The following is a 24,726-nucleotide window of genomic DNA, read 5'->3' on the forward strand; positions in this document are numbered from 1 at the left end:
CCTCTTTGGTTAAAGTGATTACGGTAGACGCCATTACAGCGTTTCCGCTACCTCGTCGGAGATTTCACCGTTGTGATAGACCTCCTGCACATCGTCGCAATCTTCCAGCATGTCGATCAGACGCAGCAGTTTAGGTGCGGTTTCCGCATCCATCTCTGCTTTGGTGGTCGGGATCATCGCCACTTCTGCAGTGTCCGCTTTCAGGCCGAGTGCTTCCAGTGCATCACGCACCGTACCCATCTCTTCCCATGCGGTGAAGACATCAATCGCGCCGTCGTCATAGCTGACCACATCTTCTGCGCCTGCTTCCAGAGCCGCTTCCATCACCGCATCTTCATCCTGACCCGGCGCATAGGAGATCACGCCTTTCTTGTTGAACAGGTAAGCCACGGAGCCGTCGGTGCCGAGATTCCCGCCGGTTTTGGTGAAGGCGTGACGCACTTCGCCCACGGTACGGTTACGGTTGTCACTCAGGCATTCAATCATGATGGCCGAGCCGCCAGGACCGTAGCCTTCATAGATGATGGTTTCCATGTTGGCATTGTCATCGCCGCCCACACCACGCGCGATAGCGCGATCCATGGTGTCACGCGTCATATTGTTCGCCAGTGCTTTATCCATTGCTGCACGCAGACGCGGGTTTGAGCCCGGATCGCCGCCGCCCAGCTTGGCCGCCGTCACCAGCTCACGAATGATTTTGGTGAAGATTTTGCCGCGCTTGGCATCCTGCGCCGCTTTACGGTGTTTGGTGTTTGCCCACTTACTGTGTCCTGCCATTTTAAATTTTCTCCGATCTTTTACAGGGTGCAGGCTATCCTGCTTGCGAGCCTGTTTACCGTCCGTACGCATACAGGTGACTGACAACCTGAATGCCCCGAGGGCGAGCGTCGCGAAGCATCCTCACGTACAAGCGTACGCTGACGACGTCGCGCGGACGGTGAACAACCTCACGGTGCCGATTACGCCTGACTGTTCAATATGTTGGTGAAGTCCTGTTAAAACTCACCAGATTCATAAAATTTAATCTATCCGCCGCCGGAATACCGGGCGATGGCGAGCATTCAGATAAATTCTTCAATTGCCTGGCGGTTACTCCATGATCGGGTTAATGCTGCAGCGTCAGCGGGTGCCATCCAGCGAAACGCCAGATGCTCGGTGAGCATCACATCGCGCTCCGTCGGCAGTTGCAGGCGAAACCAGTGCTCGTGATTATGGGTGACATCAGGGGCATAGCGATGGCGGAAATGGGGAAAGATTTCAAAGTCGATCTGACGCTGACAATCCTCCACCTCCAGCCGCTCGGCCAGCACGTCGATGCCGATTTCCTCATTCACTTCACGACACGCGGTCGCCAGCGGTGACTCTCCCGCCTCCAGGCTGCCGGTGACCGACTGCCAGAACGTGGGATCGTCACGCCGCTGCAGCATCAACACCCGGCCAGTATCGCGCGCCGAAATGACGACCAGCACTGAAACCGGGTGTTTATAGCCCATTATTTATGCTCAGGCTTTTCTTTTTTAACGACCTGAATGCCGAGCTCCAGCAGGGAAGCCGGATTAGCTTCGCTTGGCGCTTCGGTCATCATGCAGGCGGCCGCCGTGGTTTTCGGGAACGCAATGACGTCACGAATATTATCGGTGCCGGTCAGCAGCATGGTCAGACGATCCAGACCAAAGGCCAGGCCCGCATGCGGTGGCGTACCGAACTTCAGCGCATCCAGCAGGAAGCCAAACTTCTCACGCTGCTCATGCTCTTCGATACCCAGAATGCTGAACACCGTCTGCTGCATTTTGCCGTTGTGGATACGCACTGAACCGCCGCCCACTTCATAACCGTTGATCACCATGTCGTAGGCGTTCGCCACGGCACGGGTTGGATCGGCGGCCAGCTCTTCTGCGCTCATCTCTTTTGGCGCCGTGAACGGATGGTGCATCGCAGCCAGACCGCCCTCTTCGTCCTCTTCGTCCTCTTCGAACATCGGGAAGTCGATCACCCACAGCGGTGCCCAGGCTTTCTCATCAGTGATGTTCAGCTCGCGGCCCACTTTAAGACGCAGCGCACCCAGTGCATCCGCGACCACTTTGGCGCGATCGGCACCAAAGAAGATAATGTCGCCATCCTGAGCACCGGTGCGGCTCAGAATGCCTTCTACAATCTCCGCATTCAGGAATTTGGCAACCGGGCTCTGCACGCCTTCCAGGCCGTCAGCACGGACGTTAACCTTCATCCACGCCAAACCTTTGGCGCCGTAAATCTCCACGAACTTGCCATATTCATCAATCTGCTTACGGCTCAGCTGTGCGCCGGTCGGTACGCGCAGCGCGGCAACACGGCCCTTTTCATCGTTAGCCGGGCCAGAGAAGACCTGGAACTCCACGTTTTTCAGCAGGTCGCCGACGTCCACCAGCTCCATCGGGTTACGCAGATCCGGTTTATCAGAACCGTAGCGATGCATCGCTTCCGCAAAGGTCATCTGCGGGAACTCACCGAGATCAACGCCCTGCACGTCCTGCCATAGATTGCGGATTAAACGCTCCATGATTTCACGCACCTGTGGCGCGGTCATAAAGGAGGTTTCCACGTCGATCTGGGTAAATTCTGGCTGACGATCGGCGCGTAAATCTTCGTCGCGGAAGCATTTAACGATCTGATAGTAGCGGTCAAAACCGGACATCATCAGTAGCTGTTTGAACAGCTGAGGTGACTGCGGCAGCGCATAGAATTTGCCTTTATGTACCCGGCTTGGCACCAGATAGTCACGCGCGCCTTCCGGCGTCGCTTTGGTCAGCATCGGGGTTTCGATATCCAGGAAACCTTCGTCATCCATAAAGCGACGAACGAAGCTGGTGATTTTTGCGCGGGTTTTCAGACGCGTCACCATCTCAGGGCGGCGCAGATCCAGATAGCGGTACTTCAGGCGCGCTTCTTCGCTGTTGGTCTGATTCGAGTCCAGCGGCAGTGGCTCAGAGCGGTTAATAATAGTCAGTGCCTGGGCAAACACTTCCACTTCACCGGTCGCCATGTCGCTGTTTTTGTTCTTCTCATCACGCGCACGCACGGTACCGGTGATCTGGATACAGAATTCGTTACGCAGTTCAGAAGCCAGCTTAAATGCGTCCTGGCGATCGGGATCAAAAAACACCTGCACGATGCCTTCACGGTCGCGCATATCGATAAAAATCAAACTGCCCAGATCGCGACGGCGGTTTACCCAGCCGCAAAGCGTGACTTGCTGACCCACATGAGACAGATTGAGCTGTCCGCAATATTCTGTACGCATAACACTATCCTTTTAACTTCGCCGCTGCATCTGACAGCATCCGGCCGCGTTACCTGTTGCGATGCTGTCGCAAAAATGGCGGTCATTATAATGGAAAAAGCCAGACAGGATAAGCAGATCCGCGCCAAAGCGCCGATTTCCTCTGTGCATTTGCCCCCCAGCCTGACCATAGCGGATAATGGGGTATCTTAATCTGCAGCCAGGAGCGCGCGTGACACTTCGTATTGGCCTGCCCCAGTGGCAGCATTCACACTGGAAACGCTGGGGCATCGAAAGCCTGGCGGACTATGCCCGCTATTTCCATTGTGTAGAGGGAAATACCACGCTCTATGCGCTGCCGAATCCGGAAACGGTGATGCGCTGGCGCGATATGACGCACGATGCGTTTCGCTTCTGCTTTAAATTTCCCAATACCATCAGCCATCAGGCGGCGCTGCAGCACAGCGACGACCTGCTGACCGATTTCCTGCGCCTGATGGAGCCGCTGGCCGATCGCATCGGTCAATACTGGCTGCAACTGCCTGCCAGCTTCTCTCCGACGCAGCTCGACGACCTGTGGCGCTTTCTCGACAGTCTGCCGCGCCGTTTTCACTACGGCGTCGAAGTCCGCCATCCCGCTTTCTTCGCTAAAGGGGATGCCGAACGGGCGCTGAATCGCGGCCTGCTGGCGCGCGGCATCAATCGCGTGATGCTCGACAGCCGTCCGGTTCACGCCTCTACCTCGCAAAGTCCGGCCGCGCTGGTGGCCCGCGCGCAAAAACCCCGGGTGCCGCCTCATGCGCTGCGAACCGGCTCACAGCCGATGGTGCGGTTTATCGGCAGTGACAGCGTGGAAGAGAGCGTGCCGCTGTTTCAGATCTGGCGTGACAAGCTGACAGAATGGCAGCAACAGGGCGACGCCATGCTGTTTCTGCACACGCCCGATATGGGCCAGGTCTTTCCGCTGGTGCAGGCGCTCTGGCCGCAGCTGCAGCAGATCGATCCCGGCATAGGTAGCGGACCGGACTGGCCGCAGCAGACGTCACTGTTTTGATTCCTGCCCAGGACAGCGGGCTATGCGCCCGTTAGAATAGAAGCATTATGGACAGTCGCAGGGGTGGCTATGGTTAGCGCGTTATATGTGGTGATGGGTGCATTACTGGTGATGAAATTCACGCTGGACGTGGTCCGCTATCGCCGATTCTACCGTGTGGCGTATGGCGATGGCGGCTACCACGACCTGAAAATGGCGATTCGCATTCACGGCAACGCCATCGAAACCATTCCGCTGGCGCTGTTTCTGCTGGTGATGATGGAGATGAACGGCGCCGATATCTGGATGGTGCATCTCACGGGTCTGCTGTTCTTTATCAGTCGCCTGCTGCACGCCTGGGGTTTGCGCAGCAGCGCAATGGCAGGCCGCAAATATGGCATGCTGCTGACGCTGTTTTCCCTCTGCGGCATGGTGATTTTTAACCTGATCTATATGCCGTGGGAACTGGTGCTGACGCTGCATTAAGCTGGCCTGGGTTAAGGGGTGCAGCCCGCCCCACTTTCTGCGAGAATAGCGCCCTTTCCGTCGTCTCTTCGGATTTTCGATATGTCTGACCGCGATCAACTCTTCTCAGCGCCCATTGCAAAACTGGGCGACTGGACTTTTGACGAGCGTGTAGCTGAAGTCTTTCCTGACATGATTCAGCGCTCGGTGCCGGGCTACTCCAACATCATTTCGATGATTGGCATGCTGGCAGAACGTTTTGTTACCCCGGACAGCAAGGTTTATGACCTGGGCTGCTCGCTGGGCGCGGCCACCCTGTCGGTGCGCCGCAATATTCAGGTGCCGGGTTGCCAGATCATCGCAGTGGATAACTCCCCGGCGATGGTGGAGCGCTGTCGTCGCCATCTTGATGCGTTTCGCGCGGACACACCGGTAACGGTGCTGGAAGCGGATATCCGCGACATTGAGATTGAGAACGCCTCTCTGGTGGTACTCAACTTTACGCTGCAGTTTCTGGAACCGCCTGCGCGTCTGGCGCTGCTGGAAAAGATCTGGCACGGACTGAAACCGGGCGGCGCACTGGTGCTGTCAGAAAAATTCAGTTTTGAAGATGCCGAAGTCGGTGAGCTGCTGTTTAACATGCATCACGACTTCAAGCGCGCCAACGGCTACAGCGAACTGGAAATCAGCCAGAAACGCAGCATGCTGGAAAATGTGATGCTGACTGACAGCGTTGAAGCTCATAAATCCCGTCTGAAACAGGCCGGTTTCTCGCACGCCGAACTCTGGTTCCAGTGCTTTAATTTTGGATCTCTGGTGGCGTTGAAATGATCGACTTTGGCCGTTTTTATCAGCAAATTGCGGTGGGACCGCTGGCGAAGTGGCTGGAAGTCTTACCGGCGCAAATCAGCGAGTGGCAGCGTGAAAACCTGCATGGGCACTTCCGCGACTGGTACAAGTCGCTGGAGTATCTGCCGCTGCTGGAGCCTCAAAAGCTTGACCTGCTGCACAGCGTTACTGCCGACCGCGATGACATCAGCGATCGCCATCGTCAGGGTATTGAGAAATTACTGCGCAACCTGATGCCGTGGCGTAAGGGGCCCTATTTCCTTTATGGCACCCACATCAACACCGAATGGCGATCTGACTGGAAGTGGGAGCGCGTGCTACCGCACATCTCTCCGCTGGCCGGCCGCACAGTGCTCGATGTGGGCTGCGGCAGTGGCTATCACATGTGGCGGATGATTGGCGCGGGTGCCCATCTGGTGGTTGGCATCGATCCAATGCAGCTGTTCCTGGTGCAGTTCGAAGCGGTGCGTAAGCTGCTGAACGACGATCGCCGGGCGCATATGCTGCCGCTGGGCATTGAGCAGTTACCGGTATTGCAGGCGTTCGATACCGTGTTCTCGATGGGCGTGCTCTATCATCGCCGTTCGCCGCTGGATCACCTGTTACAGCTTAAGAATCAGCTGGTCAGCGGTGGCGAACTGGTGCTGGAGACGCTGGTGATTGAGGGCGATGTAAATCAGGTGCTGGTGCCCGGTGAGCGATATGCGCAGATGCGCAATGTCTTCTTTATTCCGTCAGCTGAAGCGCTGAAAAGCTGGCTGGAAAAAAGCGGCTTTGTCGATGTCCGGATTGTCGATTTCGCCCTCACTACCACTGAAGAGCAACGCCGTACTGACTGGATGACCAGCGAGTCTCTGGCTGAATTCCTCGATCCCGATGACCCCAGCAAAACGGTCGAGGGCTATCCGGCGCCTCTGCGCGCCGTGCTGGTCGCCACCAAACCGTAATGCCCTAGCGGCGAGACAACGCCAGTTTCGCCGCAAATCCTATAAACACACAGCCGGTCAGGCGATCCATCACCTTCAGCACCCGCGGTTTGCGCAAATGACCGGCGAAATAGTGGCTGCCGCCAATCAGTACCGCATTCCAGATCAGCCCCAGCAGCATGTGTGCCAGCGCCATCAGACTACACCAGAGCGCCACCGACGCCCCCGCCGGGATAAACTGTGGCAAAAAACTCACATAGAAGATCCCCACTTTGGGGTTTAGCAGATTGCCCAGCAGCCCGCGGCTGAAGCAGGCAAGATAGCCCTGCTGCAGCGACGGTTGTTGCGTGTCGATTGCTGTCTGGCGGGGTTTCAGCAACAATTTCAGCCCCAGATAAAGTAACCAGGCGGCACCCAGCCACTTAAGCAGGTTATAGGCCATTTCGGAGGCCAGCAGCAGCGCGCCTAATCCGAATCCCACCGCGACACCCCAGACCAGACAGCCGAGCGTGATACCCAGTGCCGTCACGCTGGCGCGCTTTGCGCCCTGAGCGACTGCTGAGCGCAGCACCAGCGCGGTATCAAAGCCTGGCGTCAGCGTCAGTATGGTGATGGCAAACAGAAATGAAAACAGCGTGGTGGTCATGGCGTTCTCCCTGGAGGTAACAGCCGGTCAGCAGCGTATGGGTGTCCTGCCAGCGTAACAGGCCCATAGAATTATCTCACCCTGGACACTCTCCCTGTTCGTCAGCGTGTGCCAGGCTAAGGGCGGTTTAACTTCATATTAAGGAGCTGTGATTATGAGTAAATTTATCTTCTCTTCACCCCGTAAATATGTGCAGGGCGCGGGCGTGCTGGACGAGCTGGGCCCCTACGTGGCCGAACTGGGTGATAACGCTTTCCTGGTTGCGGATGATGTCGTCTGGAAATTGATCGGCGAACGCGCCCAACAGGCGCTGCAAAAGGCGGGCGTTACCTTCAACTGGCACCCGTTCAACGGCGAGGCGTCGAGCAATGAGATCACCCGTCTGAGCCAGCTGGCGAAAAACCAGGGCTGTAACGTGGTTGTCGGGCTGGGCGGCGGCAAAACGCTGGATACGGTTAAAGCGGTGGCGGATGAGCTGAAGCAGCCGGTAGCCATCGTGCCTACTATCGCCTCCACTGATGCCCCCTGTAGCGCGCTGTCGGTCATCTATTCTGACAGCGGCGTATTTGAGAGCTATCGCTTCTACAGCAAAAATCCTGATTTGGTGCTGGTGGACACCGCAGTCTGCGCCAGTGCACCAGCACGACTCTTTGCCTCCGGCATTGCCGATGGACTGGCGACCTGGGTTGAAGCGCAGGCGGTGGCGCGTTCGCATTCAAAATCGATGGTCAATGGTGATCCGACAATTGCCGGACTGGCGATTGCCCGTGCCTGTGAAGAAACGCTGCTTACATGGGGTTACAGCGCCTATGTTGCCGTCACCCAAAAACGAGTGACGCCCGCCGTGGAAGCGGTGGTTGAGGCGAATACGCTGCTATCAGGGCTGGGTTTTGAAAACGGAGGGCTGGCAGCTGCGCACGCTATTCATAATGGGTTCACCGCGATTGATGGTGATATCCACCATCTGACCCATGGCGAGAAAGTCGCCTACGGCACACTGACGCAGATGGTGCTTGAGAAGCGTCCGGATGAGGACATTGCGCGCTATATCCGCTTCTATCGCGCGATCAACATGCCGACCACGCTCCGGGAACTGCATCTGGAAAATGAGAGCTGGGAGAATCTGGTTAAAGTGGGTGCACTGGCGAACAGTGAGGGCGACACGCTGAAAAACCTTAATCCAAACCTTTCACCGGAAGATATTGCAAACGCGCTGCTGGCGCTGGATGCCTTTAGTCAGACGGTTAAATAACCACCCGACAGGCGATCATCCGATCGCCTTTTACTCCGCCGCCGCTGGCTGGTCCCAGTACTCATATTTGTAGGCGGAACTGAGATGGCGCTCAATAGTGCCGCGTGTGAAGATTTCGGTCTCGTGCAGATAGCTCAGGGTACAGTTACCCACCTGATCCCAGGACTGACACTCATCTACTGACCGGATGGTGCTCAGCGGTGTGGTCGCCGTGCCGTTGAGCCGCACTTCACGCCATTGGGGATCGTAGGTATAACTGTCGGTGCTGCGGGCCGATGTGGTGCGGGTCACCAGACCTTGCGGATTCCAGTGGTAATGATTTTCACCGTTAGTCAGGGGATCGCTGCCGCGCGCCACGCTCTTCTCCAGCCTGAACTGCCGATCATAACGGTAAGTCGTGTCGGTAAAGCCGCTTTTACCCATGCTGGTAAACCTGTCGGAGGCGCTGGTAATGTTGCCATGCTGACCTTTCTGCCAGTTAATCGTCCCCTGTCGGTTATCGACCACCACCTCTTTGCCCTCTTTCAGCACTTTTACCAGATACGCATATTCCGCCACCCAGCCGCCCTGCACCCGGGCAATGTGTTGCTCCATACTGAGAATAACGTTGCGCTCACTTTTGTCATAGCTGACGTCGGCAACCGTCAGATCGCCACAGGCGTCAAACTGCCCCAGTACGCGCTTTTGCGAATTCACATCTTTACCAAACTCACCCGCAACCACCTGCTTTACCGCGCCTTTCGCATTCCCGCCCAGCAAAATCAGGTTATTGCTGTTAGCCACAGCAGCGTTGTTCGGGCTGCATGCGCTGGCCGCAGCGCTGCCACTGCAGAGAGCAGTCAGAATCAGAGTCAGGACAGCAATCGGATTGGGTTTCATAGGATACTTTTCCAGGCGACGTTGCTTTCAGTGTAAACGCTGCGGTGATGAACAGCGGCAATCTGTGAAGATTTCAGCCTGCATCGCCTTTTAAGGTTTTAAGGACCGGAGAGGCGACGCGGCATCAGCATAACGAAGAAAACGAATGATTACGTTGCTGCCGGGACGGGAAGTCCTGGATGACATGTAATGATTAATAAGGGGCAGGTGATTTTTATCGAGCCAGGCGAAAGAGTGATAACTTCGCTGCAGCCAGATTTCAGATCCCTCTGACATCAATAACATGCCAGAGAAAGCGCAAAAAGATTTAGCCGGGACGGCGTGTGCTTTACACAAAAAGAACCCCAGCAAGGATACTGGGGTTTGGTACTTGCAAACACCACGTCAATGATCGGCGTGCTGCGCGGCAAAATCTGTTGTGGTTCAGGCGACCCGAACGGTGCTCATCTGCATCACGCTTTTCATCGCCTCAACCACATCGCCGTCTACACAGTAGCGGCTGAACTCGTCAGTCTCGGCTTCTGAACACATGGAGACCCCCGCTTTACGGTAGCGCATCGGCGACGCGACAAGGCGGCTGGCCGAGCTGTGAACTTCATCAATCCCCATGTCGAGAAACTTTTGCAGGTTGCTGAGACGTACCCCGGCACCCGCCATAATAATAGGACCGGTGCTGGCCTCATTTAGTTCCCTGAGTAATGCAATTCCGTTTTCAGCGCTCTGCTGCTGACCGGATGTCAGAATACGCGCCACACCCAAATCGGTTAGTTCTTCCAGCGCACGCTTAGGGCTGTGACAGAGATCGAAGGCGCGATGAAAGGTCACGGCCAGGCCGTCACACAGCGCCATAATCTGCCGCATCTGACCATGATGAATGTGAGCATCTTCATCCAGCATCCCAATCACCAGACCAGGAAAACCGAGTTCACGGATTAACGCCACATCCGATTTCATTGCTTCAAATTCGCGTGCGGTGTAACAAAAATCGCCACCACGTGGCCGGACAATAGGATGAACCGGAATCGAAACTTCTTGCCTGGCGGCATTCAGCATCCCCGCTGATGGGGTCAGGCCGCCTTCACGCGGTGCGGCACAGAGTTCAACCCGATCGGCGCCCGCCTGTTGTGCGGTCACAGCGCAATCCACGCCATAGCAGCAAATTTCCAGTGTGGTCATTCTCTTCTCCTTTACATGACTCTGGTTCAAGGCAGATTCATCAGTTAGTCTGGCTGCTGGAATGAGTTTACCGGGAAAGTTAACTATGGCATTCAATTTCGACCAACGGATAGACCGTCGTCACAGCGATAGCCTTAAATGGAACAAATATGCGGACCAGGACATTCTGCCGTTGTGGGTGGCAGACACCGATTTCCGATCGCCTGACTGCGTCATCGATGCGATTAAAACCCGTGCCGAACATGGGATTTTTGGCTATGGCGACACGCCAGTTGAATTTATCGATAGTGCGATAGCCTGGCTCGCCTCGCGCTATCAGTGGCACGTTAATCCGGAATGGATTGTGGTTTTGCCGGGTGTCGTAAGCGGGCTCAATCTGGCAGTGCGCGCTTTCACCGCGCCTGATGAGCTGACGATTGCGCCAACACCCATCTATCCGCCGTTTCGCGGTGCAGCAAAACTGGCAGAGCGCGGTCAGATCACGCTGCCACTGACGCTGCAAGAGGGACGCTGGCTGCTGGATCTGGCTGCGCCGGAAGGTCAGCTGGACGATAAAGCGCGGCTGTTAATGCTGTGCAACCCGCAGAATCCGGGCGGTACCGTCTATCGCCGCGAGGAACTTCAGGCGCAGCTGGAATTTGCGCAGAAGCACGATTTGATTGTCTGTTCCGACGAGATCCACAGCGATCTGCTGCTGGAACCCGGCGTTAAGCACATACCCTTTGCTTCACTGAGCGAAGATGCAGCCCAGCGTAGCGTGACGCTGATGTCGCCCTCAAAGTCCTTTAACATTGCCGGTCTGGGGGCTTCCATCGCCATCATCCCTAACGCCGGGCTGCGCGCGCAATTCAACCGGGTACGACGCGGCATTGTCCCGGATGTTGATATTCTGGCACTCACGGCAGCAGCAGCGGCATGGCGCGAGGGTGAGCCCTGGCTGAATGCGCAGAATGCCTATCTGCGCAGTAACCGTGACTGGCTGGTGTCGCAGGTCAATAAGATGACCGGCCTGTCACTCGCCTCGCCGGAAGCGACCTACCTGGCCTGGATCGACGCCAGCGCGCTGGGTGTGGCCAGTCCGGCGCTCTATTTTGAAAAGCACGGGCTGGGCTTAACCGCCGGACGTGAGTTTGGCAATGACCAGTTTGTCCGGCTCAATTTCGGCTGTACCCGCGCGCTGCTCGACGAAGCCGTTGCGCGCCTGAAGCGTGCGTTAGCCGCCCGCCTTTAGTTCTGTTCGCTGGCGACAATCTCCTCCAGTCGCCACGGATGGAACTTGATTGTCGTCTGCCCATCCGTAATCGCCAGGGTCGGATTGGGCAGGCGCTCATTCTCGCCCTGTGGTGAACTGGTTTTAAATGAGATACCCGGCTGCGTCAGTGCCTCATCTGAGAGCAAGGCCATCGCACGCACGCCCAGCGTCTGATGATCGCCCCGTAACACCACCTCAATATGCTCCCAGCCTTCATGGCGATAACGCTTTTCACCCGGCCATGGCAGTTCAACCACATCAATCTGCCTGCCTGCGACAATCAGCGGGTCATGGAGTTTAAACAGGCAAATCTTCCTGCCGTTGATCATCGCCGCCGAAAACTGCGTGCCAATCTGCTGCAAACCTTGCTGCCAGCGCATCGCCGTTGTGTCCTGATGGCAACGCACGGCGATATGGTCCACCTCCAGATCGGTAAGGCGCAAACCGAGCCGCTGCGCAAAACTTTGCAACGATTCTTCAAAACGTCCTAAATCTGTCTTTAAATCATCCAATTCTGCCGGAAAAGATCTCTTCACTACCCCACTTCCTCTCAATTTGTTTAGCATTTATAACCCGCCTGCCTTTTGGCGCGCCGCGTGCTGAGCATCACATAATGATAAGATTCATCTTATTTGGCCCGAAATTTAACGCTAATCCTCATAATAACATCTTTCATTTCGGATTTATCTCCTGTTTAGGACCATGAGTTCCTTGATGAAAGCATGTTAAATATATGATTTATATCAACTTCTTTAATACAATAAGATAACTCTCATTTACCTGGCAAACAATTGCAGCCCACCCCGCCTTCCTATAAATTTGACCTAACACAACCAAAAGGAATGGCTCTATGTCTATGCTCATCGTTGTCGCTGTCCTGATCGCACTGATGGGATTTGCAATCTCCCGCCATTGGAAGGTGCGTGAAGATAAAAGCGTAAAGAACCCACGCCGTCATCTGCGACGTCGTTAATGCTTCAGGGAAACATCTATTAAGCTCTGTTTCCCCGCTTCATCCAACTGCTGACGCCCACTGACATTTCACGTATACTTTTCCCCTCATTTTTTTCCGTTTTGTCTGCCCCATCCGTTTCTGCCTCTTCGTGACGCGATGCGCTCAGGCAAGATGATGACAGCCCGGCTTTCTGGTCCGGGCGTTGCTCAGCACATGAAGGTAACTCGGTGAATATTCAGGCACTTCTTTCCGCAAAAGTCAGTCAGGCAATGGTTTTAGCCGGCGCACCCGCCGATTGCGAACCCCAGGTTCGCCAATCCGCCCGGGTTCAGTTTGGAGACTATCAGGCCAACGGCATTATGGCCGTGGCGAAAAAGCTGGGACAGGCACCGCGACAATTAGCGGAAACGGTGATTCAGCACCTCGACCTGACCGGCATCGCCAGCAAAGTCGAAATTGCCGGGCCGGGCTTCATCAATATCTTCCTTGACCACAACTGGCTGGCCAGCCATGCCCGGGAAGCGCTGCGTCTGCCGCGCCTTGGCGTGCAGCTGGCCGAACCCCAGACTATCGTCGTCGACTACTCCGCGCCTAACGTTGCGAAAGAGATGCATGTGGGCCACGTCCGCTCCACCATCATTGGTGATGCGGCGGTGCGCACGCTGGAGTTTCTCGGCCATAAAGTGATCCGAGCGAACCACGTTGGCGACTGGGGAACGCAGTTCGGTATGCTGATCGCGTTCCTGGAAAAGCAGCAGAATGAAGATCATGCAGAGATGGCGCTGGCCGATCTCGAAGGCTTCTACCGTGAAGCCAAGCGCACTTATGATGAAGATCCTGAGTTTGCCGAGCGCGCGCGCAGTTATGTGGTGAAATTACAGGGCGGCGATGATTATTGCCGCCAGATGTGGAAGAAGCTGGTCGACATCACCATGAGTCAGAACCAGAAAATCTATGACCGCATGAACGTCACGCTGACGCGCAACGATGTTATGGGTGAAAGTCTCTATAACGATATGCTGCCTGGCATCGTCTCCGATCTGAAACAGAAAGGCTTAGCGGTAGAGAGTGAAGGTGCGACCGTGGTGTTCCTGGATGAATTCCAGAACAAAGAGGGTGAACCGATGGGCGTCATCATCCAGAAAAAGGATGGCGGCTACCTCTACACCACCACCGATATCGCCTGTGCGAAATATCGTTACGAAACGCTGAAAGCCGATCGTGTACTCTATTACATCGACTCACGTCAGCATCAGCATCTGGTTCAGGCCTGGACTATCGTCCGTAAAGCGGGTTATGTGCCGGAATCAGTGCCGCTGGAGCACCATGCGTTCGGCATGATGCTGGGCAAAGATGGCCGTCCGTTCAAAACCCGCAGCGGCGGCACCATCAAGCTCTCCGATCTGCTGGATGAAGCCTATCAGCGTGCCTACACGCTGGTGCGTGAGAAGAACCCGGAGATGAGCGAAGCAGAAGTGAAAACGCTGGCGGAAGTGGTTGGCATCAGCGCGGTGAAATACGCCGACCTGTCAAAAAGCCGTACCACCGATTACATTTTCGACTGGGACAACATGCTGGCGTTCGAAGGCAACACCGCGCCTTACATGCAGTATGCCTATACCCGCGTACTCTCCGTGTTCCGCAAGGCGGGCATTGATGCCGATTCGCTGGATGCGGAGATTGTGATCAGCGAAGAGCGTGAAGCGCAGCTGGCCACCCGTCTGCTGCAGTTCGAAGAGGTCATTACGCAGGTCGCTCGTGACGGCACGCCACACGTGATGTGTGCCTATCTCTACGATCTGGCCGGTCTGTTCTCCGGATTCTACGAGCACTGCCCGATTCTCACCGCAGAATCAGACACAACACGTCTGAGCCGACTGCAGCTGGCCGCGCTGACCGCGAAGACGCTGAAGCAGGGTCTGGATACGCTGGGCATCGACACCGTCGAGCGCATGTAATCTCTGAAACGGAGAGGGGTTTCCCTCTCCGTTGCTGAATTCGTATATCCGCTCTGATCCCCCAAATCTTCGCAGCAGGATGGTGTTATGTCTGTAGCCGCGCACCTCATCAGCAGCCACCTTCCCTCCATAAAACAGTTGCAGTGCTTTCTGGCTGTTGCGCACGAGCTGAATTTTCGCCGGGCCGCAGAACGTCTCAGCATGACGCAACCGCCGCTGACCCGTCAGATTCAGAGTCTGGAAGATCTGCTGGGCCACTCGCTGTTCAGCCGCACGACCCATGAGGTAACGCTCACCGATTCTGGCCGTGCGCTGGTCGCGAAGGCGGAAGCGATCCTGACTGCGCTGAATGCCCTGAAGCAGGATGCGCAGCCCGCCGCGGCACGGCTACGCATCGGGCTGACCCGCACGCTGAACTTTGAACTGATTGCGCCACTTAACCGGCAGCTCGCCGCTTTTCATGCCAGCGAAGAGATGGAGATGCCCCGCCTGACCTCCCCTCAGCTTTTGCAAAGCCTGGCCAAAAACAGTCTGGATTTAATACTCACCGGAGAAAAGGGGTCGGATACGGAAGACACCATTCAGTACGCCTGGGTTTACCGTGAGCCGCTGCTGATTGCCATACCGTCGGCGCATCCTGCCAGTGTGGCGGAACGGGTCTCGCTGGAAGCGCTGGCCGATCTGCCGCTGTTCTGGTTTGCCCGCAGCGCCAATCCGCTGTTTTACGATAAATGCGAGCGCTACTTCGCCACACTCAGCGTCACGCTGAAACGGGTGAGAGAGCCGGACGATTCCCTGCTGATGCTGTCGCACATCGCCAGAGGAAAAGGATTCGCCCTGATGCCGCAGTCAAAATGCACCTTTAATCAGGCAGGTCTCTGTTATCGCCCGCTGACAGAAGATGCGGCACAGCAGCTGGCGATTGATGTTTACGCGGCGATTCGCGCCGATGAAAAAAATGAGGCCGTTCTTAATGCGCTGAGAGAACTCTCTCATCCCGGGGATGCGATAAAGTCCGCATGATGCCGTGCCGTTCAAACAGAGCGAAGCACCACCACACTCTTCTTACTTCTTATTCACGCTCAGCCTGTTGCTGAGGGCTTAGTGTGTCGACACGCCGGATAGATGTCTGAAGCCCTTTCATCCGCCTGATACCTTTTTTGCATGACGGAAAGAGCAATTCATTGCTTTCACGCGGAGTGAAACAATCGCGTCTCACATACGAGGAGCGACAATGAAAAAGCGAACGTTAACTCAGGGTCTGGACGTCAGCGCAATCGGCTATGGCGCGATGGGGCTCAGCGAATTTTATGGTCAGACCGATGACCGTCATTCCCTGCAACTGCTCAATAAGCTGCGCGATCTGGATATCACCTTTATCGATACCGCCGATCTTTACGGGCGCGGTCACAACGAGCAGTTGATAGGTCAGTTTCTTGCCGGGCTCAATCAGGCCGAACGGCTGAAGTTCACCGTGGCCACCAAATGTGGGATTGAGCGTCCTGCTGACGAGGCCTATGCCCGCACCATTAACAATCAGCCGGACTACATTACCCGCTGCTGCCATGCATCACTGAAACGGCTGGGCGTTGAGCGCATCGATCTCTTTTATCTGCATCGGATCAGTCCGGCGACACCGATTGAGGAGAGCATGCAGTGTCTCAGCCGTCTGGTGCAGGAGGGAAAGATTGCCCGGATTGGGCTGTGTGAAGCGTCGGCTTCAACGTTGAATCGGGCGCAGGCGATCCATCCGGTGGCCGCGCTGCAGACGGAGTATTCACTCTGGACGCGTGACATCGAAGAGGAGATTCTCCCTATGGTGAAAAAGCTCGGTATCGGACTGGTGCCCTATTCGCCGCTGGGCAGAGGATTCCTGACGGGTAAATACCGTAAAAACAGCGATTTTGCCGAGGGTGATTTCCGCAAAAATAATGACCGTTTCCGGCAGGAAAATATCGATCACAATCTCCAGCTTCTTAACGCGGTGACGCCACTTGCTGAGAAATATCACGCCACCACCGGGCAGATTGCGCTGGCCTGGCTACTGGCACAGTATGACAAAATTGTGCCGATACCGGGCACCAAACAGATCGCTTACCTTACTGAAAACGCGCAGGCCGCAGATATCGAGCTGGAAGAGGAAGATATCGCGATGCTGAACGCTGTTCATCAGCAGATTGAAGTTAAAGGCGGTCGCTACTCTGAGGAGGGAATGAAGGGGGTGAACGCCTGAATACAAACTACGCACTTGCGCACTGTGCATCGGTGCGTTAAATTGTCTTCAGTGTGATACAGGGAGGTAATGAGGTGGCAACGTTAAGGAATATTGAAAGTTTCAGGGATGACTGGCTTAAGGATTATTTTTTATATGGCAAATTTTCCAAAAGAATACCGTCAAGCCTCTCATCAGCGCTGGCGCGAAAGCTCGACATCATCAATGCGGCGATTAGCTATAAGGATTTAAAGTCGCCGCCTGGCAATCGTTATGAGGAGCTAAACCCGCCTCTCGAGGGATATGCTTCAATCAGGGTCAATGAGCAATATCGGCTGATCTTTAAATGGATAGAAGGTAAGGCCGTTGACCTTTATCTGGATGCTCATAGCTATAAAACGCACAAGCGATGAAAACTGAGCCTGGCTGCATCAGGCGCTGTAAGACAGCATGTAACACATCAACCTCTGTCAGTAATAAAGAGAGCAAGACTATGAACCAGGCGACCCGCAAACCGACCACTGTCGGTGACGTATTACTTTACGAATATCTGGAGCCAACCGGCCTGAAGATTCTCGACTTAGCGGAGATGCTAAAAGTGCACCGCAACACCGTCAGCGCCCTGGTCAACAATAACCGGAAGCTGACGCCGGATATGGCTTTCAGGCTGGCTGCAGCCTTCGAAACCAGCGTTGAGTTCTGGCTTAATCTGCAAAACAGTGTCGATATCTGGGAAGTGATGCATGATGCCAGGGCACAGGAGGAGATCAGTCGCGTAACACCGTTGAAGGATTTTCTGGTGCAGAAAGAGAATCAGCTGGCGTGAAAAGCTTTATAACGCACTGGTCATGACGGGATTTGAAACGGGTCAATTATCTGTCAGCCGCTGGGTCAGGGTTAGCATCGGTTTACAGCCAGGGTCATCACGTAACAAGGGAGCCAGGAGGCGATCTCTGGCTCGCCTTCAGTCAATTCAGCAACGATATCCTTACTCGTAATTGACCATCACTTCACTGCTCACCACCCGTAATCCGGGTGGCAGCGCCCCGCTTCCGGCGAAACCAAACACCATATGCAGGGTCTCACTGGCGCTCAGATGTGCCAGCCCGCGCGTGGTGCCGCTTGCCCCCTCCAGGGAAGTGCAGCGCTGTTCGCCGCACAAGCGCACCTGCAGGCCGGACGGGGCCGGTCTGCTCAGCTGATAACGCCAGTTAATAACGCTGACCTCCCCGCCAATGTCGGCGGGCGGCGTCAGCGGCTGCGCCCGTTGCCAGCTGCCGCGGTTCGCCAGCAGCGGCCCATTGGCCGTGGCACTCCAGGCACCACCGGCCGCCTGCGCCATCAGTGGCAGCATCACGAATGCCATCACCAGCCAGCGCATTATTTACCTCCGATGGTGGCAGTCATACGGATCTGACGGTTGTCGCTCAGCTCCAGATTAGAGAGCACCACCAGCTGTGGCAGATTGCGGCGCAGGAAGCGCGCCAGCAGCGCACGCAGCGGATGATTGACCAGCAGCACCGGCGGCGCACCCAGCATCTCCTGACGCTGCAATGCCGCCTGTGCCTGACTTAACAGCCGATCGGCCAGACCCGGCTCCAGTCCGCCACCGCCCTGCAACGCCTGTAACAGCAGACGCTCCAGCGTGGAATCGAGCCCGATAACCTGCACTTCGTCATTACCCGGGAACCACTGCTGAGTAATCGCACGGCCCAGCGCCACACGCACCACGCTGGTCAGCTCCTGCGGATCGCTCTGCACCGGCGCGTGTTCCGCCAGCGTTTCGATAATGGTGCGCATATCGCGAATCGACACCCGCTCCACCAGCAGGTTCTGCAGCACCTTGTGCAGGGTGGTCAGCGAGATCACACCCGGCACCAGATCTTCGGTCAGCTTCGGCATCTCCTGAGTCACACGATCCAGCAGCTGCTGTGCTTCCTGACGGCCAAACAGCTCGCTGGCGAACTGGCCAATCAGATGGTTAAGGTGGGTTGCCACCACGGTACTGGCTTCAACTACGGTAAAGCCCTGAATCTGTGCCTGCTCTTTCAGCGCGCTATCAATCCAGACCGCCGCCAGTCCAAAGGCGGGATCAACGGTCGCTTCGCCTGGCAGACTTCCGGCAGCCGTGCCCGGGTTAATCGCCATCCAGCGGCCAGGATAGGCATCACCGCTGCCAATCTCCACCCCTTTCATCAGGATGCGATAGCGTGCCGGTGGCAGCTCCATGTTGTCGCGGATATGCACTACCGGCGGCAGGAAACCGACATCCTGAGCGACTTTCTTACGGATACTGCGGATACGTCCCAGCAGCTCACCGTTTTGCTGATGATCGACCATCGGAATCAGGCGATAGCCCACTTCCATGCCCAGTGTATCTTCCAGCTGCACATCGGTCCACGACGCTTCGGTGGCGGCTGGCGTATCCGCCGTTTTGGCGATGCCGCCCGTGACTTCCACTTTCTTCTTCGGCTGCATTTCGCGGCCGCGCAGCCACCAGGCCAGACCCAGTAAGGCGGCGGTGAACAGCAGGAAGACGAAGTTCGGCATGCCCGGCACCAGACCGAGCAGACCAATCACGCCGGCGCTCAGCATCAGCACGCGCGGATCTTTGAACAGCTGGGTGACCATCTGTTCGCCGACATCCTGATCGGTGGCAACGCGCGTCACGATAACACCGGCTGCGGTAGAGATAACCAGCGCCGGGATCTGCGCGACCAGACCATCACCGATGGTCAGCAGCGTATAGGTCTCTGCGGCATGACCCACATCCATACCGTGCTGCACCACGCCCACCAGCAGGCCGCCGATGACGTTGATCACCATGATCATAATACCGGCGACGGCATCACCACGAACGAACTTACTGGCACCGTCCATCGAACCGTAGAAGTCCGCTTCCTGGGTCACTTCGGCACGGCGGCGTTTGGCGTCATCTTCACCGATCAGACCGGCGTTGAGGTCGGCATCGATCGCCATCTGCTTACCGGGCATCCCGTCCAGCACAAAGCGCGCGCCCACTTCGGCGATACGGCCAGCACCTTTGGTGATAACCATAAAGTTGATGATGACGAGGATGATAAACACCACGATACCGATGGCGAAGTTACCGCCCACCAGGAAGTGGCCGAACGCTTCAACCACCTGTCCTGCCGCGGCGGCACCCGTATGCCCTTCCATCAGGATGATACGGGTTGAAGCCACGTTCAGCGCCAGACGCAGCAAGGTAGAGAACAGCAGAATGGTCGGGAACGCCGCAAACTCCAGGGTCCGCTGGGTGAACATCGCCACCAGCAGGATCATGATCGACAGCGCAATGTTAAAGGTGAACAGCAGATCGAGGATGAACGGCGGTAATGGCAGAACCATCATCGACAGGATCATCAGGATCAGTACTGGCCCGGCCAGCACCTGCCACTGCATATCTTTAAAGTTGCCCGGTAAACGTAGTTTTGCGGCCAGGTTATTAGCCATCGTTTTTGCTCTCTCCTGCAAAGTCCATCTCTGCCGGAACCGGCAGGTTTTTTGGTTTGGTTGGGATCAGGCCGCCTTCTCGCTTCCAGCGACGCGACTGCCAGACCCACGCCAGCACCTCGGCCACGGCGGCATAGAGCGCGCCGGGAATGTGCTGACCAATTTCAGTATGTCGGTATAACGCACGCGCCAGCGGCGGTGCTTCCAGAACCGGGATGCGGTGTTCGGCAGCCAGTTCACGAATTCTCAGGGCGATCTCACCTGCGCCTTTCGCCACCACTTTCGGCGCACTCATCTTCTTCTCGTTGTACTGCAGTGCCACCGAGTAGTGCGTCGGGTTGGTGACGATGACATCGGCTTTCGGCACATCCGCCATCATTCGGCGTCGCGCTGCGGCGCGCATCTGCTGGCGGATGCGCCCTTTAACGTGCGGGTCACCTTCCTGCTGCTTATGCTCGTCGCGGATCTCCTGCATCGACATCTTCAGCTTTTTAAAGTGGCTGTGCAGCTGCCAGAAGACGTCATATCCGACCATCGGGATCAGCCCCAGCATCACCAGCGAACAGCAGACTGCGATCATCTCCATGCCGTGAATCAGCGCGGTGACGGGCGCTTCGCTGATCAACCGCAGCATCTCGGGCCAGTGGCTCCAGATGTACCACCAGCCCACCGAGCCAACCAGAATAGTCTTGAGGATGCCTTTAAACAGTTCGGTCCAGGCCTGCGCCGCAAACATTCGCTTGAACCCAGCCATCGGGCTCATCTTCTTCAGGTCGAACTTGATCGATTTACCGCTGAAAACGATACCGCCCAGCAGCATGGGCGCGGCGATTGCCACCAGCACCAGACCGCCCATCAATGGCAGCAGCGCCATCAGTGCCTGCGTGATCAGGCTGCCGATGTGGCTGACGATAATTTTGTCATCTCTGACCATGCCGTGATCAAAACGGAGTCCGGTGGCGACCATCGCCGCCAGCCGGTGCGCCATCATGTTGCCGCCCATCCACAGGATCATGATGCCGGCCAGCAGCATCAGTACGGATGTGAGTTCGCGCGAACGCGGAATCTGGCCCTCTTCACGCGCTTTCTCAAGTCGGTGGGCCGTGGGCGATTCTGTTTTGTCTTCGTCGCTATCTTCAGCCACGACAAACCTCGGTTGGCAGGAATTCTGAGCATAGGATGCCAAATCTGGCTTAAGTTAAAGCGGAGATAAGATGAAGAAAACAGGCGTTCTTTCGGGGATGGGTCTGACAATGCGGAACGGGGCCACCCGAAGGTGACCCTGTTTATTATAACCTGCAGCTGTTTTGCCCGCCCGCAGGCGGACGAAACCTAGAACCCTAAGCTGTCCAGCAGGTCATCAACCTGATCCTGGTTCGCCACCACGCCCGGTGCATCGGCGTGAATCTGCGGCCCGTTCAGCAGGCTGGTGCCTTCCTGACGCTTCTCAGCGCTGACTTCTGGCATATTCTCCAGCAGCACCATTAACAGCTGGCGCTCAATTTCCTGGATCACATCCATCATGCGCTTGATCACCTGACCGGTCAGGTCCTGGAAATCCTGCGCCATCATGATTTCAAGCAGCTGCTTGTTGGTAAAGGCGGTATGCTCTGGCACGGCGGTGAGGAATGCGCGCGTATCCGTCACCAACTCCCGCGCATCACCCAGTTCAATCGGGTTCTCAAACCACTCATCCCAACGCCCTTTCAGCTGGGTTGCCCCGGCTTCCATCTTATCCTGATGGGGTTGTGCTGCTTCAACACAGTTCAACGCACGGTCGGCGGCCTGCGCCGTCATCTGCACAACATAATCCAGACGGTCGCGGGCATCAGGAATGGCTTCAGCCGCATCGGCTATGGCTTTATCCAGCCCCAGCTCGCGCAGGCTGTCGCGCAGCATGCGCGTCAGAGAGCCAATACGTGAAATGATGTCGTGTGCCGCGGCATCCTCAGTTGGTTTCGGAAAGTCGCTCATCACATCCCCTTACATGCCCAGTTTTTCGAAAATTTTACCCAGCTTTTCTTCCAGGGTTGCCGCAGTGAATGGCTTCACGACATATCCGCTGGCACCGGCCTGGGCGGCGGCGATAATGTTCTCTTTCTTCGCTTCCGCGGTCACCATCAACACCGGCAGCGAACTCATTGCCGCGTCGGCACGAATGGTCTGCAGCAGCTGCAGGCCATCCATGTTTGGCATGTTCCAGTCGGAAATCACGAAGTCGAAACCACCCGCTTTCAGTTTGCCGAGGGCATCCACACCATCTTCCGCTTCTTCTACGTTATTGAAGCCCAGCTCTTTCAGCAGGTTACGCACAATACGACGCATCGTATTGAAGTCGTCTACTACCAAAAAGCGCATGTTTTTATCAGCCATATCTACTCCTGAGTTGTCTCGCCCGGCGGGACGGGCCTGTTAAATACGCAATGCCTGTCCGGCGCTAATTTTCGCCAGCATGTGCTGGCTGATGTTGCTTAAATCCACGACTTCGCTCACGCCGCCTGTGGCAATGGCCTCACGCGGCATGCCAAATACCACACAGCTGGCTTCGTTCTGGGCGATAGTCCAGGCGCCTGCCCGATGCATTTCCAGCATCCCGGCGGCACCGTCGTTGCCCATGCCGGTGAGGATGACCCCCACCGCATTTCGTCCGGCGTAAGTTGCCACCGATTTAAACAGCACATCCACAGAGGGTTTGTGCCGGTTAACCGGTGGCCCTTCATTCAGTTTCACCACATAGTTGGCGCCACTTCGGGCCAGCTCCATGTGCATTGCGCCTGGCGCGATGTAGGCATGGCCTGGCAGAATACGCTCACCATCTTCAGCTTCTTTTACCGTGATCTGACACAACTTGTTCAGACGCTCGGCGAAAGAGCGGGTAAAGCCTGGCGGCATATGCTGGGTAATCAGCAGTGCCGGGCTGGTCGCCGGTAACGGCTGCAGCACATGGCGAATCGCCTCGGTACCCCCGGTTGAGGAGCCAATCGCAATCAGCTTCTCACTACTCAGCAGCGGGCCCGCTTTCAGCGTCGCCGGCACCGGCATCGCTGCACGGTTGTGCAGTCGGGCACGGGAGGCTGCACGAATTTTGTCGCCAATCATCTGACTGTAAGACAGCATCCCTTCGCGGATACCGAGCTGTGGCTTGGTGACGAAATCCACCGCTCCCAGCTCCAGCGCGCGCAGGGTAATTTCAGAGCCTTTCCCGGTCAGCGATGAAACCATCACCACCGGCATTGGCCGTAACCGCATCAGTTTTTCCAGGAAATCGAGGCCATCCATGCGCGGCATTTCCACATCCAGCGTCAGCACCTGCGGATTGAACTGCTTAATCAAATCGCGGGCGACCAGCGGATCGGGCGCCGTAGCGACCATCTCCATATCCGGATGGCTGTTGATGATTTCAGTCATCAACTGCCGCATCAGCGCAGAGTCATCTACGCACATCACGGTGATTTTGCTCATCATCTTTCCTTCGTCAGTCCATAGACGGTTTGCCCGCGCAGCCAGAACTCTTTACTGATCTGACTGAAGTTTTCTGAGTGCCCGGCGAACAGAATGCCACCCGGCTTCAGGAGCGGGACAAACCGACGCAGAATCTTCTCCTGCGTCTCTTTATCGAAATAGATCATCACGTTGCGACAGAAAATAGCGTCGAACTGACCCGGCAGCGCCCAGTCATTGGCCAGCAGGTTAAGCTGCGCGTAAGTGACCATATTGGTCAGCTCGGGACGCGCACGCACCATACCGGCATGAGGACCGGTGCCGCGCAGGAAGTAGCGCTGCATTTGCGCGGGTGACAGCGTGCGCAGCTCCTCCTGGCGATAAACACCCGCCACCGCTTTTTCCAGCACCTGGGTGTCGATATCGCTGGCATGAACCTGGAACTTGCCCGGTCCGGTGCCCAGCGCTTCCGCCAGCGTCATGGCGATGGAGTAAGGCTCTTCGCCGGTTGACGCTGCGGTACTCCAGACGCTGAAGTTGCCCTGTCGCTTACGTGCATGCTCCGCCAGAATCGGGAAGTGATGCGCTTCGCGGAAGAACGCGGTCAGGTTAGTGGTCAGGGCATTGATAAACGCCTGCCACTCGGCACTGTTCGGATCGGACTCCAGCAGCGCCAGGTAGCGACCGAAATCATCGATATTCAGCGTACGCAGGCGACGAACCAGACGGTTGTAAACCATCTCACGCTTGTGATCGGCCAGTACGATACCGGCACGCTGATAGATCAGCTGGCTGATACGACGAAAATGCGTATCGGAGAGCGGTAAACGCTGCACCATTTGCGACAGCAGCGTTGTCGTCTCATTTTGATCTAAAATTGTCGATTTTTTCATCTCTGCACCTGGCCCGAACTCAATACATTATTTGTCTGCTGCGATGCCCGGCGGCT

26 protein-coding genes are annotated in these 24,726 nt (G+C 56.3%); 12 read left to right on the plus strand and 14 right to left on the minus strand.

The window, feature by feature from the left end; translation table 11 throughout:
• Positions 1 to 33 precede the first annotated feature (33 nt).
• The 3 genes from HFD87_RS09585 to aspS form a co-directional block, all read right to left on the minus strand.
• Entirely contained in the window at positions 34 to 777 is a 744-nt protein-coding gene (locus HFD87_RS09585; protein WP_010258633.1) for a YebC/PmpR family DNA-binding transcriptional regulator, read from the minus strand.
• Positions 778 to 1,061: 284 nt separating this feature from the next.
• Positions 1,062 to 1,493: a dihydroneopterin triphosphate diphosphatase gene (nudB, locus tag HFD87_RS09590; protein ID WP_033769243.1), complete on the minus strand. Its 432-nt coding sequence runs from the start codon at positions 1,491 to 1,493 to the stop codon at positions 1,062 to 1,064.
• Positions 1,493 to 3,280 (minus strand): aspartate--tRNA ligase, encoded by a 1,788-nt coding sequence (aspS, locus tag HFD87_RS09595; RefSeq protein WP_167423298.1) that lies wholly within the window; start codon positions 3,278 to 3,280, stop codon positions 1,493 to 1,495. Before aspS ends, nudB begins: the two co-directional genes overlap by 1 nt.
• Before the next feature lie 211 nt (positions 3,281 to 3,491).
• On the opposite strand from aspS, the gene HFD87_RS09600 reads away from it, so the two are divergent.
• The 4 genes from HFD87_RS09600 to cmoB all read left to right on the plus strand — a co-directional run bounded on the left by HFD87_RS09600 (position 3,492) and on the right by cmoB (position 6,553).
• Positions 3,492 to 4,313, plus strand: a complete 822-nt coding sequence (locus HFD87_RS09600) for a DUF72 domain-containing protein (RefSeq protein WP_033772006.1) — start codon at positions 3,492 to 3,494, stop codon at positions 4,311 to 4,313.
• 69 nt (positions 4,314 to 4,382) lie between these two features.
• The gene (locus HFD87_RS09605; protein ID WP_010258617.1) at positions 4,383 to 4,778 is read left to right on the plus strand and encodes an MAPEG family protein; all 396 of its coding nucleotides are present in this window, start codon (positions 4,383 to 4,385) and stop codon (positions 4,776 to 4,778) included.
• A gap of 81 nt (positions 4,779 to 4,859) precedes the next feature.
• Positions 4,860 to 5,588, plus strand: a complete 729-nt coding sequence (gene cmoA, locus HFD87_RS09610) for a carboxy-S-adenosyl-L-methionine synthase CmoA (protein WP_010670806.1) — start codon at positions 4,860 to 4,862, stop codon at positions 5,586 to 5,588.
• Entirely contained in the window at positions 5,585 to 6,553 is a 969-nt protein-coding gene (gene cmoB, locus HFD87_RS09615; RefSeq protein ID WP_010258611.1) for a tRNA 5-methoxyuridine(34)/uridine 5-oxyacetic acid(34) synthase CmoB, read from the plus strand. Before cmoA ends, cmoB begins: the two co-directional genes overlap by 4 nt.
• Before the next feature lie 4 nt (positions 6,554 to 6,557).
• Here the strand turns inward: cmoB and HFD87_RS09620 are convergent, their stop codons facing one another.
• On the minus strand, positions 6,558 to 7,178 hold the full coding sequence (locus HFD87_RS09620) for a LysE family translocator (protein ID WP_010670807.1): 621 nt from the start codon (positions 7,176 to 7,178) through the stop codon (positions 6,558 to 6,560).
• A gap of 154 nt (positions 7,179 to 7,332) precedes the next feature.
• On the opposite strand from HFD87_RS09620, the gene HFD87_RS09625 reads away from it, so the two are divergent.
• On the plus strand, positions 7,333 to 8,430 hold the full coding sequence (locus HFD87_RS09625) for a glycerol dehydrogenase (RefSeq protein WP_060680392.1): 1,098 nt from the start codon (positions 7,333 to 7,335) through the stop codon (positions 8,428 to 8,430).
• Between the two features lie 30 nt (positions 8,431 to 8,460).
• Here the strand turns inward: HFD87_RS09625 and HFD87_RS09630 are convergent, their stop codons facing one another.
• Together HFD87_RS09630 and cutC are read right to left on the minus strand one after the other, a co-directional pair.
• Positions 8,461 to 9,309, minus strand: a complete 849-nt coding sequence (locus HFD87_RS09630; protein WP_010258604.1) for a hypothetical protein — start codon at positions 9,307 to 9,309, stop codon at positions 8,461 to 8,463.
• A gap of 423 nt (positions 9,310 to 9,732) precedes the next feature.
• A complete protein-coding gene (gene cutC / locus HFD87_RS09635; RefSeq protein WP_010258601.1) occupies positions 9,733 to 10,485 on the minus strand; it encodes a copper homeostasis protein CutC in 753 nt (250 codons plus the stop codon).
• 85 nt (positions 10,486 to 10,570) lie between these two features.
• Between cutC and HFD87_RS09640 the strand changes: the two genes are divergently transcribed.
• Entirely contained in the window at positions 10,571 to 11,716 is a 1,146-nt protein-coding gene (locus HFD87_RS09640; protein WP_167423299.1) for a MalY/PatB family protein, read from the plus strand.
• On the opposite strand, the gene HFD87_RS09645 is transcribed toward HFD87_RS09640, so the two are convergent.
• Positions 11,713 to 12,303: a VOC family protein gene (locus HFD87_RS09645; protein WP_371742430.1), complete on the minus strand. Its 591-nt coding sequence runs from the start codon at positions 12,301 to 12,303 to the stop codon at positions 11,713 to 11,715. The two genes, HFD87_RS09640 and HFD87_RS09645, sit on opposite strands and share 4 nt — an antisense overlap.
• Before the next feature lie 284 nt (positions 12,304 to 12,587).
• Between HFD87_RS09645 and HFD87_RS23065 the strand changes: the two genes are divergently transcribed.
• From HFD87_RS23065 to HFD87_RS09670, 6 genes are all read left to right on the plus strand, one after another.
• Positions 12,588 to 12,710: a hypothetical protein gene (locus HFD87_RS23065; protein ID WP_009089698.1), complete on the plus strand. Its 123-nt coding sequence runs from the start codon at positions 12,588 to 12,590 to the stop codon at positions 12,708 to 12,710.
• Between the two features lie 209 nt (positions 12,711 to 12,919).
• Positions 12,920 to 14,650 carry an arginine--tRNA ligase gene (gene argS, locus HFD87_RS09650; protein WP_010258588.1) on the plus strand — a complete coding sequence of 577 codons (1,731 nt, stop codon included), beginning with the start codon at positions 12,920 to 12,922 and terminating at the stop codon, positions 14,648 to 14,650.
• Between the two features lie 87 nt (positions 14,651 to 14,737).
• On the plus strand, positions 14,738 to 15,673 hold the full coding sequence (locus tag HFD87_RS09655) for a LysR family transcriptional regulator (protein WP_167423301.1): 936 nt from the start codon (positions 14,738 to 14,740) through the stop codon (positions 15,671 to 15,673).
• Between the two features lie 211 nt (positions 15,674 to 15,884).
• Positions 15,885 to 16,883, plus strand: a complete 999-nt coding sequence (locus tag HFD87_RS09660; RefSeq protein ID WP_167423302.1) for an aldo/keto reductase — start codon at positions 15,885 to 15,887, stop codon at positions 16,881 to 16,883.
• A 74-nt stretch (positions 16,884 to 16,957) separates the two neighbouring features.
• Entirely contained in the window at positions 16,958 to 17,275 is a 318-nt protein-coding gene (locus HFD87_RS09665; protein WP_167423303.1) for a type II toxin-antitoxin system RelE/ParE family toxin, read from the plus strand.
• Positions 17,276 to 17,355: 80 nt separating this feature from the next.
• The gene (locus HFD87_RS09670) at positions 17,356 to 17,688 is read left to right on the plus strand and encodes a HigA family addiction module antitoxin (protein ID WP_010258577.1); all 333 of its coding nucleotides are present in this window, start codon (positions 17,356 to 17,358) and stop codon (positions 17,686 to 17,688) included.
• 162 nt (positions 17,689 to 17,850) lie between these two features.
• Here the strand turns inward: HFD87_RS09670 and HFD87_RS09675 are convergent, their stop codons facing one another.
• The 7 genes from HFD87_RS09675 to cheR form a co-directional block, all read right to left on the minus strand.
• Entirely contained in the window at positions 17,851 to 18,243 is a 393-nt protein-coding gene (locus HFD87_RS09675) for a flagellar protein FlhE (RefSeq protein WP_010670816.1), read from the minus strand.
• The gene (gene flhA / locus HFD87_RS09680; RefSeq protein ID WP_010258569.1) at positions 18,243 to 20,336 is read right to left on the minus strand and encodes a flagellar biosynthesis protein FlhA; all 2,094 of its coding nucleotides are present in this window, start codon (positions 20,334 to 20,336) and stop codon (positions 18,243 to 18,245) included. Before flhA ends, HFD87_RS09675 begins: the two co-directional genes overlap by 1 nt.
• Complete coding sequence (flhB, locus tag HFD87_RS09685; RefSeq protein ID WP_010258565.1) at positions 20,329 to 21,480, minus strand: flagellar biosynthesis protein FlhB; 1,152 nt, start codon at positions 21,478 to 21,480, stop codon at positions 20,329 to 20,331. The genes flhA and flhB overlap by 8 nt, the downstream gene beginning before the upstream one ends.
• A 188-nt stretch (positions 21,481 to 21,668) precedes the next feature.
• Positions 21,669 to 22,310 (minus strand): protein phosphatase CheZ, encoded by a 642-nt coding sequence (cheZ, locus tag HFD87_RS09690; protein ID WP_003849160.1) that lies wholly within the window; start codon positions 22,308 to 22,310, stop codon positions 21,669 to 21,671.
• 9 nt (positions 22,311 to 22,319) lie between these two features.
• Positions 22,320 to 22,709, minus strand: coding sequence for a chemotaxis response regulator CheY (cheY, locus tag HFD87_RS09695; RefSeq protein ID WP_010258559.1), 390 nt, complete (start codon positions 22,707 to 22,709; stop codon positions 22,320 to 22,322).
• 39 nt (positions 22,710 to 22,748) lie between these two features.
• Positions 22,749 to 23,798 carry a chemotaxis response regulator protein-glutamate methylesterase gene (locus HFD87_RS09700; RefSeq protein ID WP_010258555.1) on the minus strand — a complete coding sequence of 350 codons (1,050 nt, stop codon included), beginning with the start codon at positions 23,796 to 23,798 and terminating at the stop codon, positions 22,749 to 22,751.
• Positions 23,798 to 24,670: a protein-glutamate O-methyltransferase CheR gene (cheR, locus tag HFD87_RS09705; protein ID WP_010258551.1), complete on the minus strand. Its 873-nt coding sequence runs from the start codon at positions 24,668 to 24,670 to the stop codon at positions 23,798 to 23,800. The genes HFD87_RS09700 and cheR overlap by 1 nt, the downstream gene beginning before the upstream one ends.
• Positions 24,671 to 24,726 lie beyond the last annotated feature (56 nt).

It is taken from the genome of Pantoea sp. EKM21T (assembly GCF_011800405.1).
Lineage (GTDB): Bacteria > Pseudomonadota > Gammaproteobacteria > Enterobacterales > Enterobacteriaceae > Pantoea > Pantoea agglomerans.

Excerpts from the sequence above, each read along its gene's own strand:
- HFD87_RS09585 (WP_010258633.1), bottom strand. The coding sequence starts at position 777 with ATGGCAGGACACAGTAAGTGGGCAAACACCAAACACCGTAAAGCGGCG.
- nudB (WP_033769243.1), bottom strand. The coding sequence starts at position 1,493 with ATGGGCTATAAACACCCGGTTTCAGTGCTGGTCGTCATTTCGGCGCGC.
- aspS (WP_167423298.1), bottom strand. The coding sequence starts at position 3,280 with ATGCGTACAGAATATTGCGGACAGCTCAATCTGTCTCATGTGGGTCAG.
- HFD87_RS09605 (WP_010258617.1), top strand. The coding sequence starts at position 4,383 with ATGGTTAGCGCGTTATATGTGGTGATGGGTGCATTACTGGTGATGAAA.
- cmoA (WP_010670806.1), top strand. The coding sequence starts at position 4,860 with ATGTCTGACCGCGATCAACTCTTCTCAGCGCCCATTGCAAAACTGGGC.
- cmoB (WP_010258611.1), top strand. The coding sequence starts at position 5,585 with ATGATCGACTTTGGCCGTTTTTATCAGCAAATTGCGGTGGGACCGCTG.
- HFD87_RS09620 (WP_010670807.1), bottom strand. The coding sequence starts at position 7,178 with ATGACCACCACGCTGTTTTCATTTCTGTTTGCCATCACCATACTGACG.
- HFD87_RS09625 (WP_060680392.1), top strand. The coding sequence starts at position 7,333 with ATGAGTAAATTTATCTTCTCTTCACCCCGTAAATATGTGCAGGGCGCG.
- HFD87_RS09630 (WP_010258604.1), bottom strand. The coding sequence starts at position 9,309 with ATGAAACCCAATCCGATTGCTGTCCTGACTCTGATTCTGACTGCTCTC.
- cutC (WP_010258601.1), bottom strand. The coding sequence starts at position 10,485 with ATGACCACACTGGAAATTTGCTGCTATGGCGTGGATTGCGCTGTGACC.
- HFD87_RS09640 (WP_167423299.1), top strand. The coding sequence starts at position 10,571 with ATGGCATTCAATTTCGACCAACGGATAGACCGTCGTCACAGCGATAGC.
- HFD87_RS09645 (WP_371742430.1), bottom strand. The coding sequence starts at position 12,303 with ATGCTAAACAAATTGAGAGGAAGTGGGGTAGTGAAGAGATCTTTTCCG.
- HFD87_RS23065 (WP_009089698.1), top strand. The coding sequence starts at position 12,588 with ATGTCTATGCTCATCGTTGTCGCTGTCCTGATCGCACTGATGGGATTT.
- HFD87_RS09655 (WP_167423301.1), top strand. The coding sequence starts at position 14,738 with ATGTCTGTAGCCGCGCACCTCATCAGCAGCCACCTTCCCTCCATAAAA.
- HFD87_RS09660 (WP_167423302.1), top strand. The coding sequence starts at position 15,885 with ATGAAAAAGCGAACGTTAACTCAGGGTCTGGACGTCAGCGCAATCGGC.
- HFD87_RS09670 (WP_010258577.1), top strand. The coding sequence starts at position 17,356 with ATGAACCAGGCGACCCGCAAACCGACCACTGTCGGTGACGTATTACTT.
- HFD87_RS09675 (WP_010670816.1), bottom strand. The coding sequence starts at position 18,243 with ATGCGCTGGCTGGTGATGGCATTCGTGATGCTGCCACTGATGGCGCAG.
- flhA (WP_010258569.1), bottom strand. The coding sequence starts at position 20,336 with ATGGCTAATAACCTGGCCGCAAAACTACGTTTACCGGGCAACTTTAAA.
- cheZ (WP_003849160.1), bottom strand. The coding sequence starts at position 22,310 with ATGAGCGACTTTCCGAAACCAACTGAGGATGCCGCGGCACACGACATC.
- cheY (WP_010258559.1), bottom strand. The coding sequence starts at position 22,709 with ATGGCTGATAAAAACATGCGCTTTTTGGTAGTAGACGACTTCAATACG.
- HFD87_RS09700 (WP_010258555.1), bottom strand. The coding sequence starts at position 23,798 with ATGAGCAAAATCACCGTGATGTGCGTAGATGACTCTGCGCTGATGCGG.
- cheR (WP_010258551.1), bottom strand. The coding sequence starts at position 24,670 with ATGAAAAAATCGACAATTTTAGATCAAAATGAGACGACAACGCTGCTG.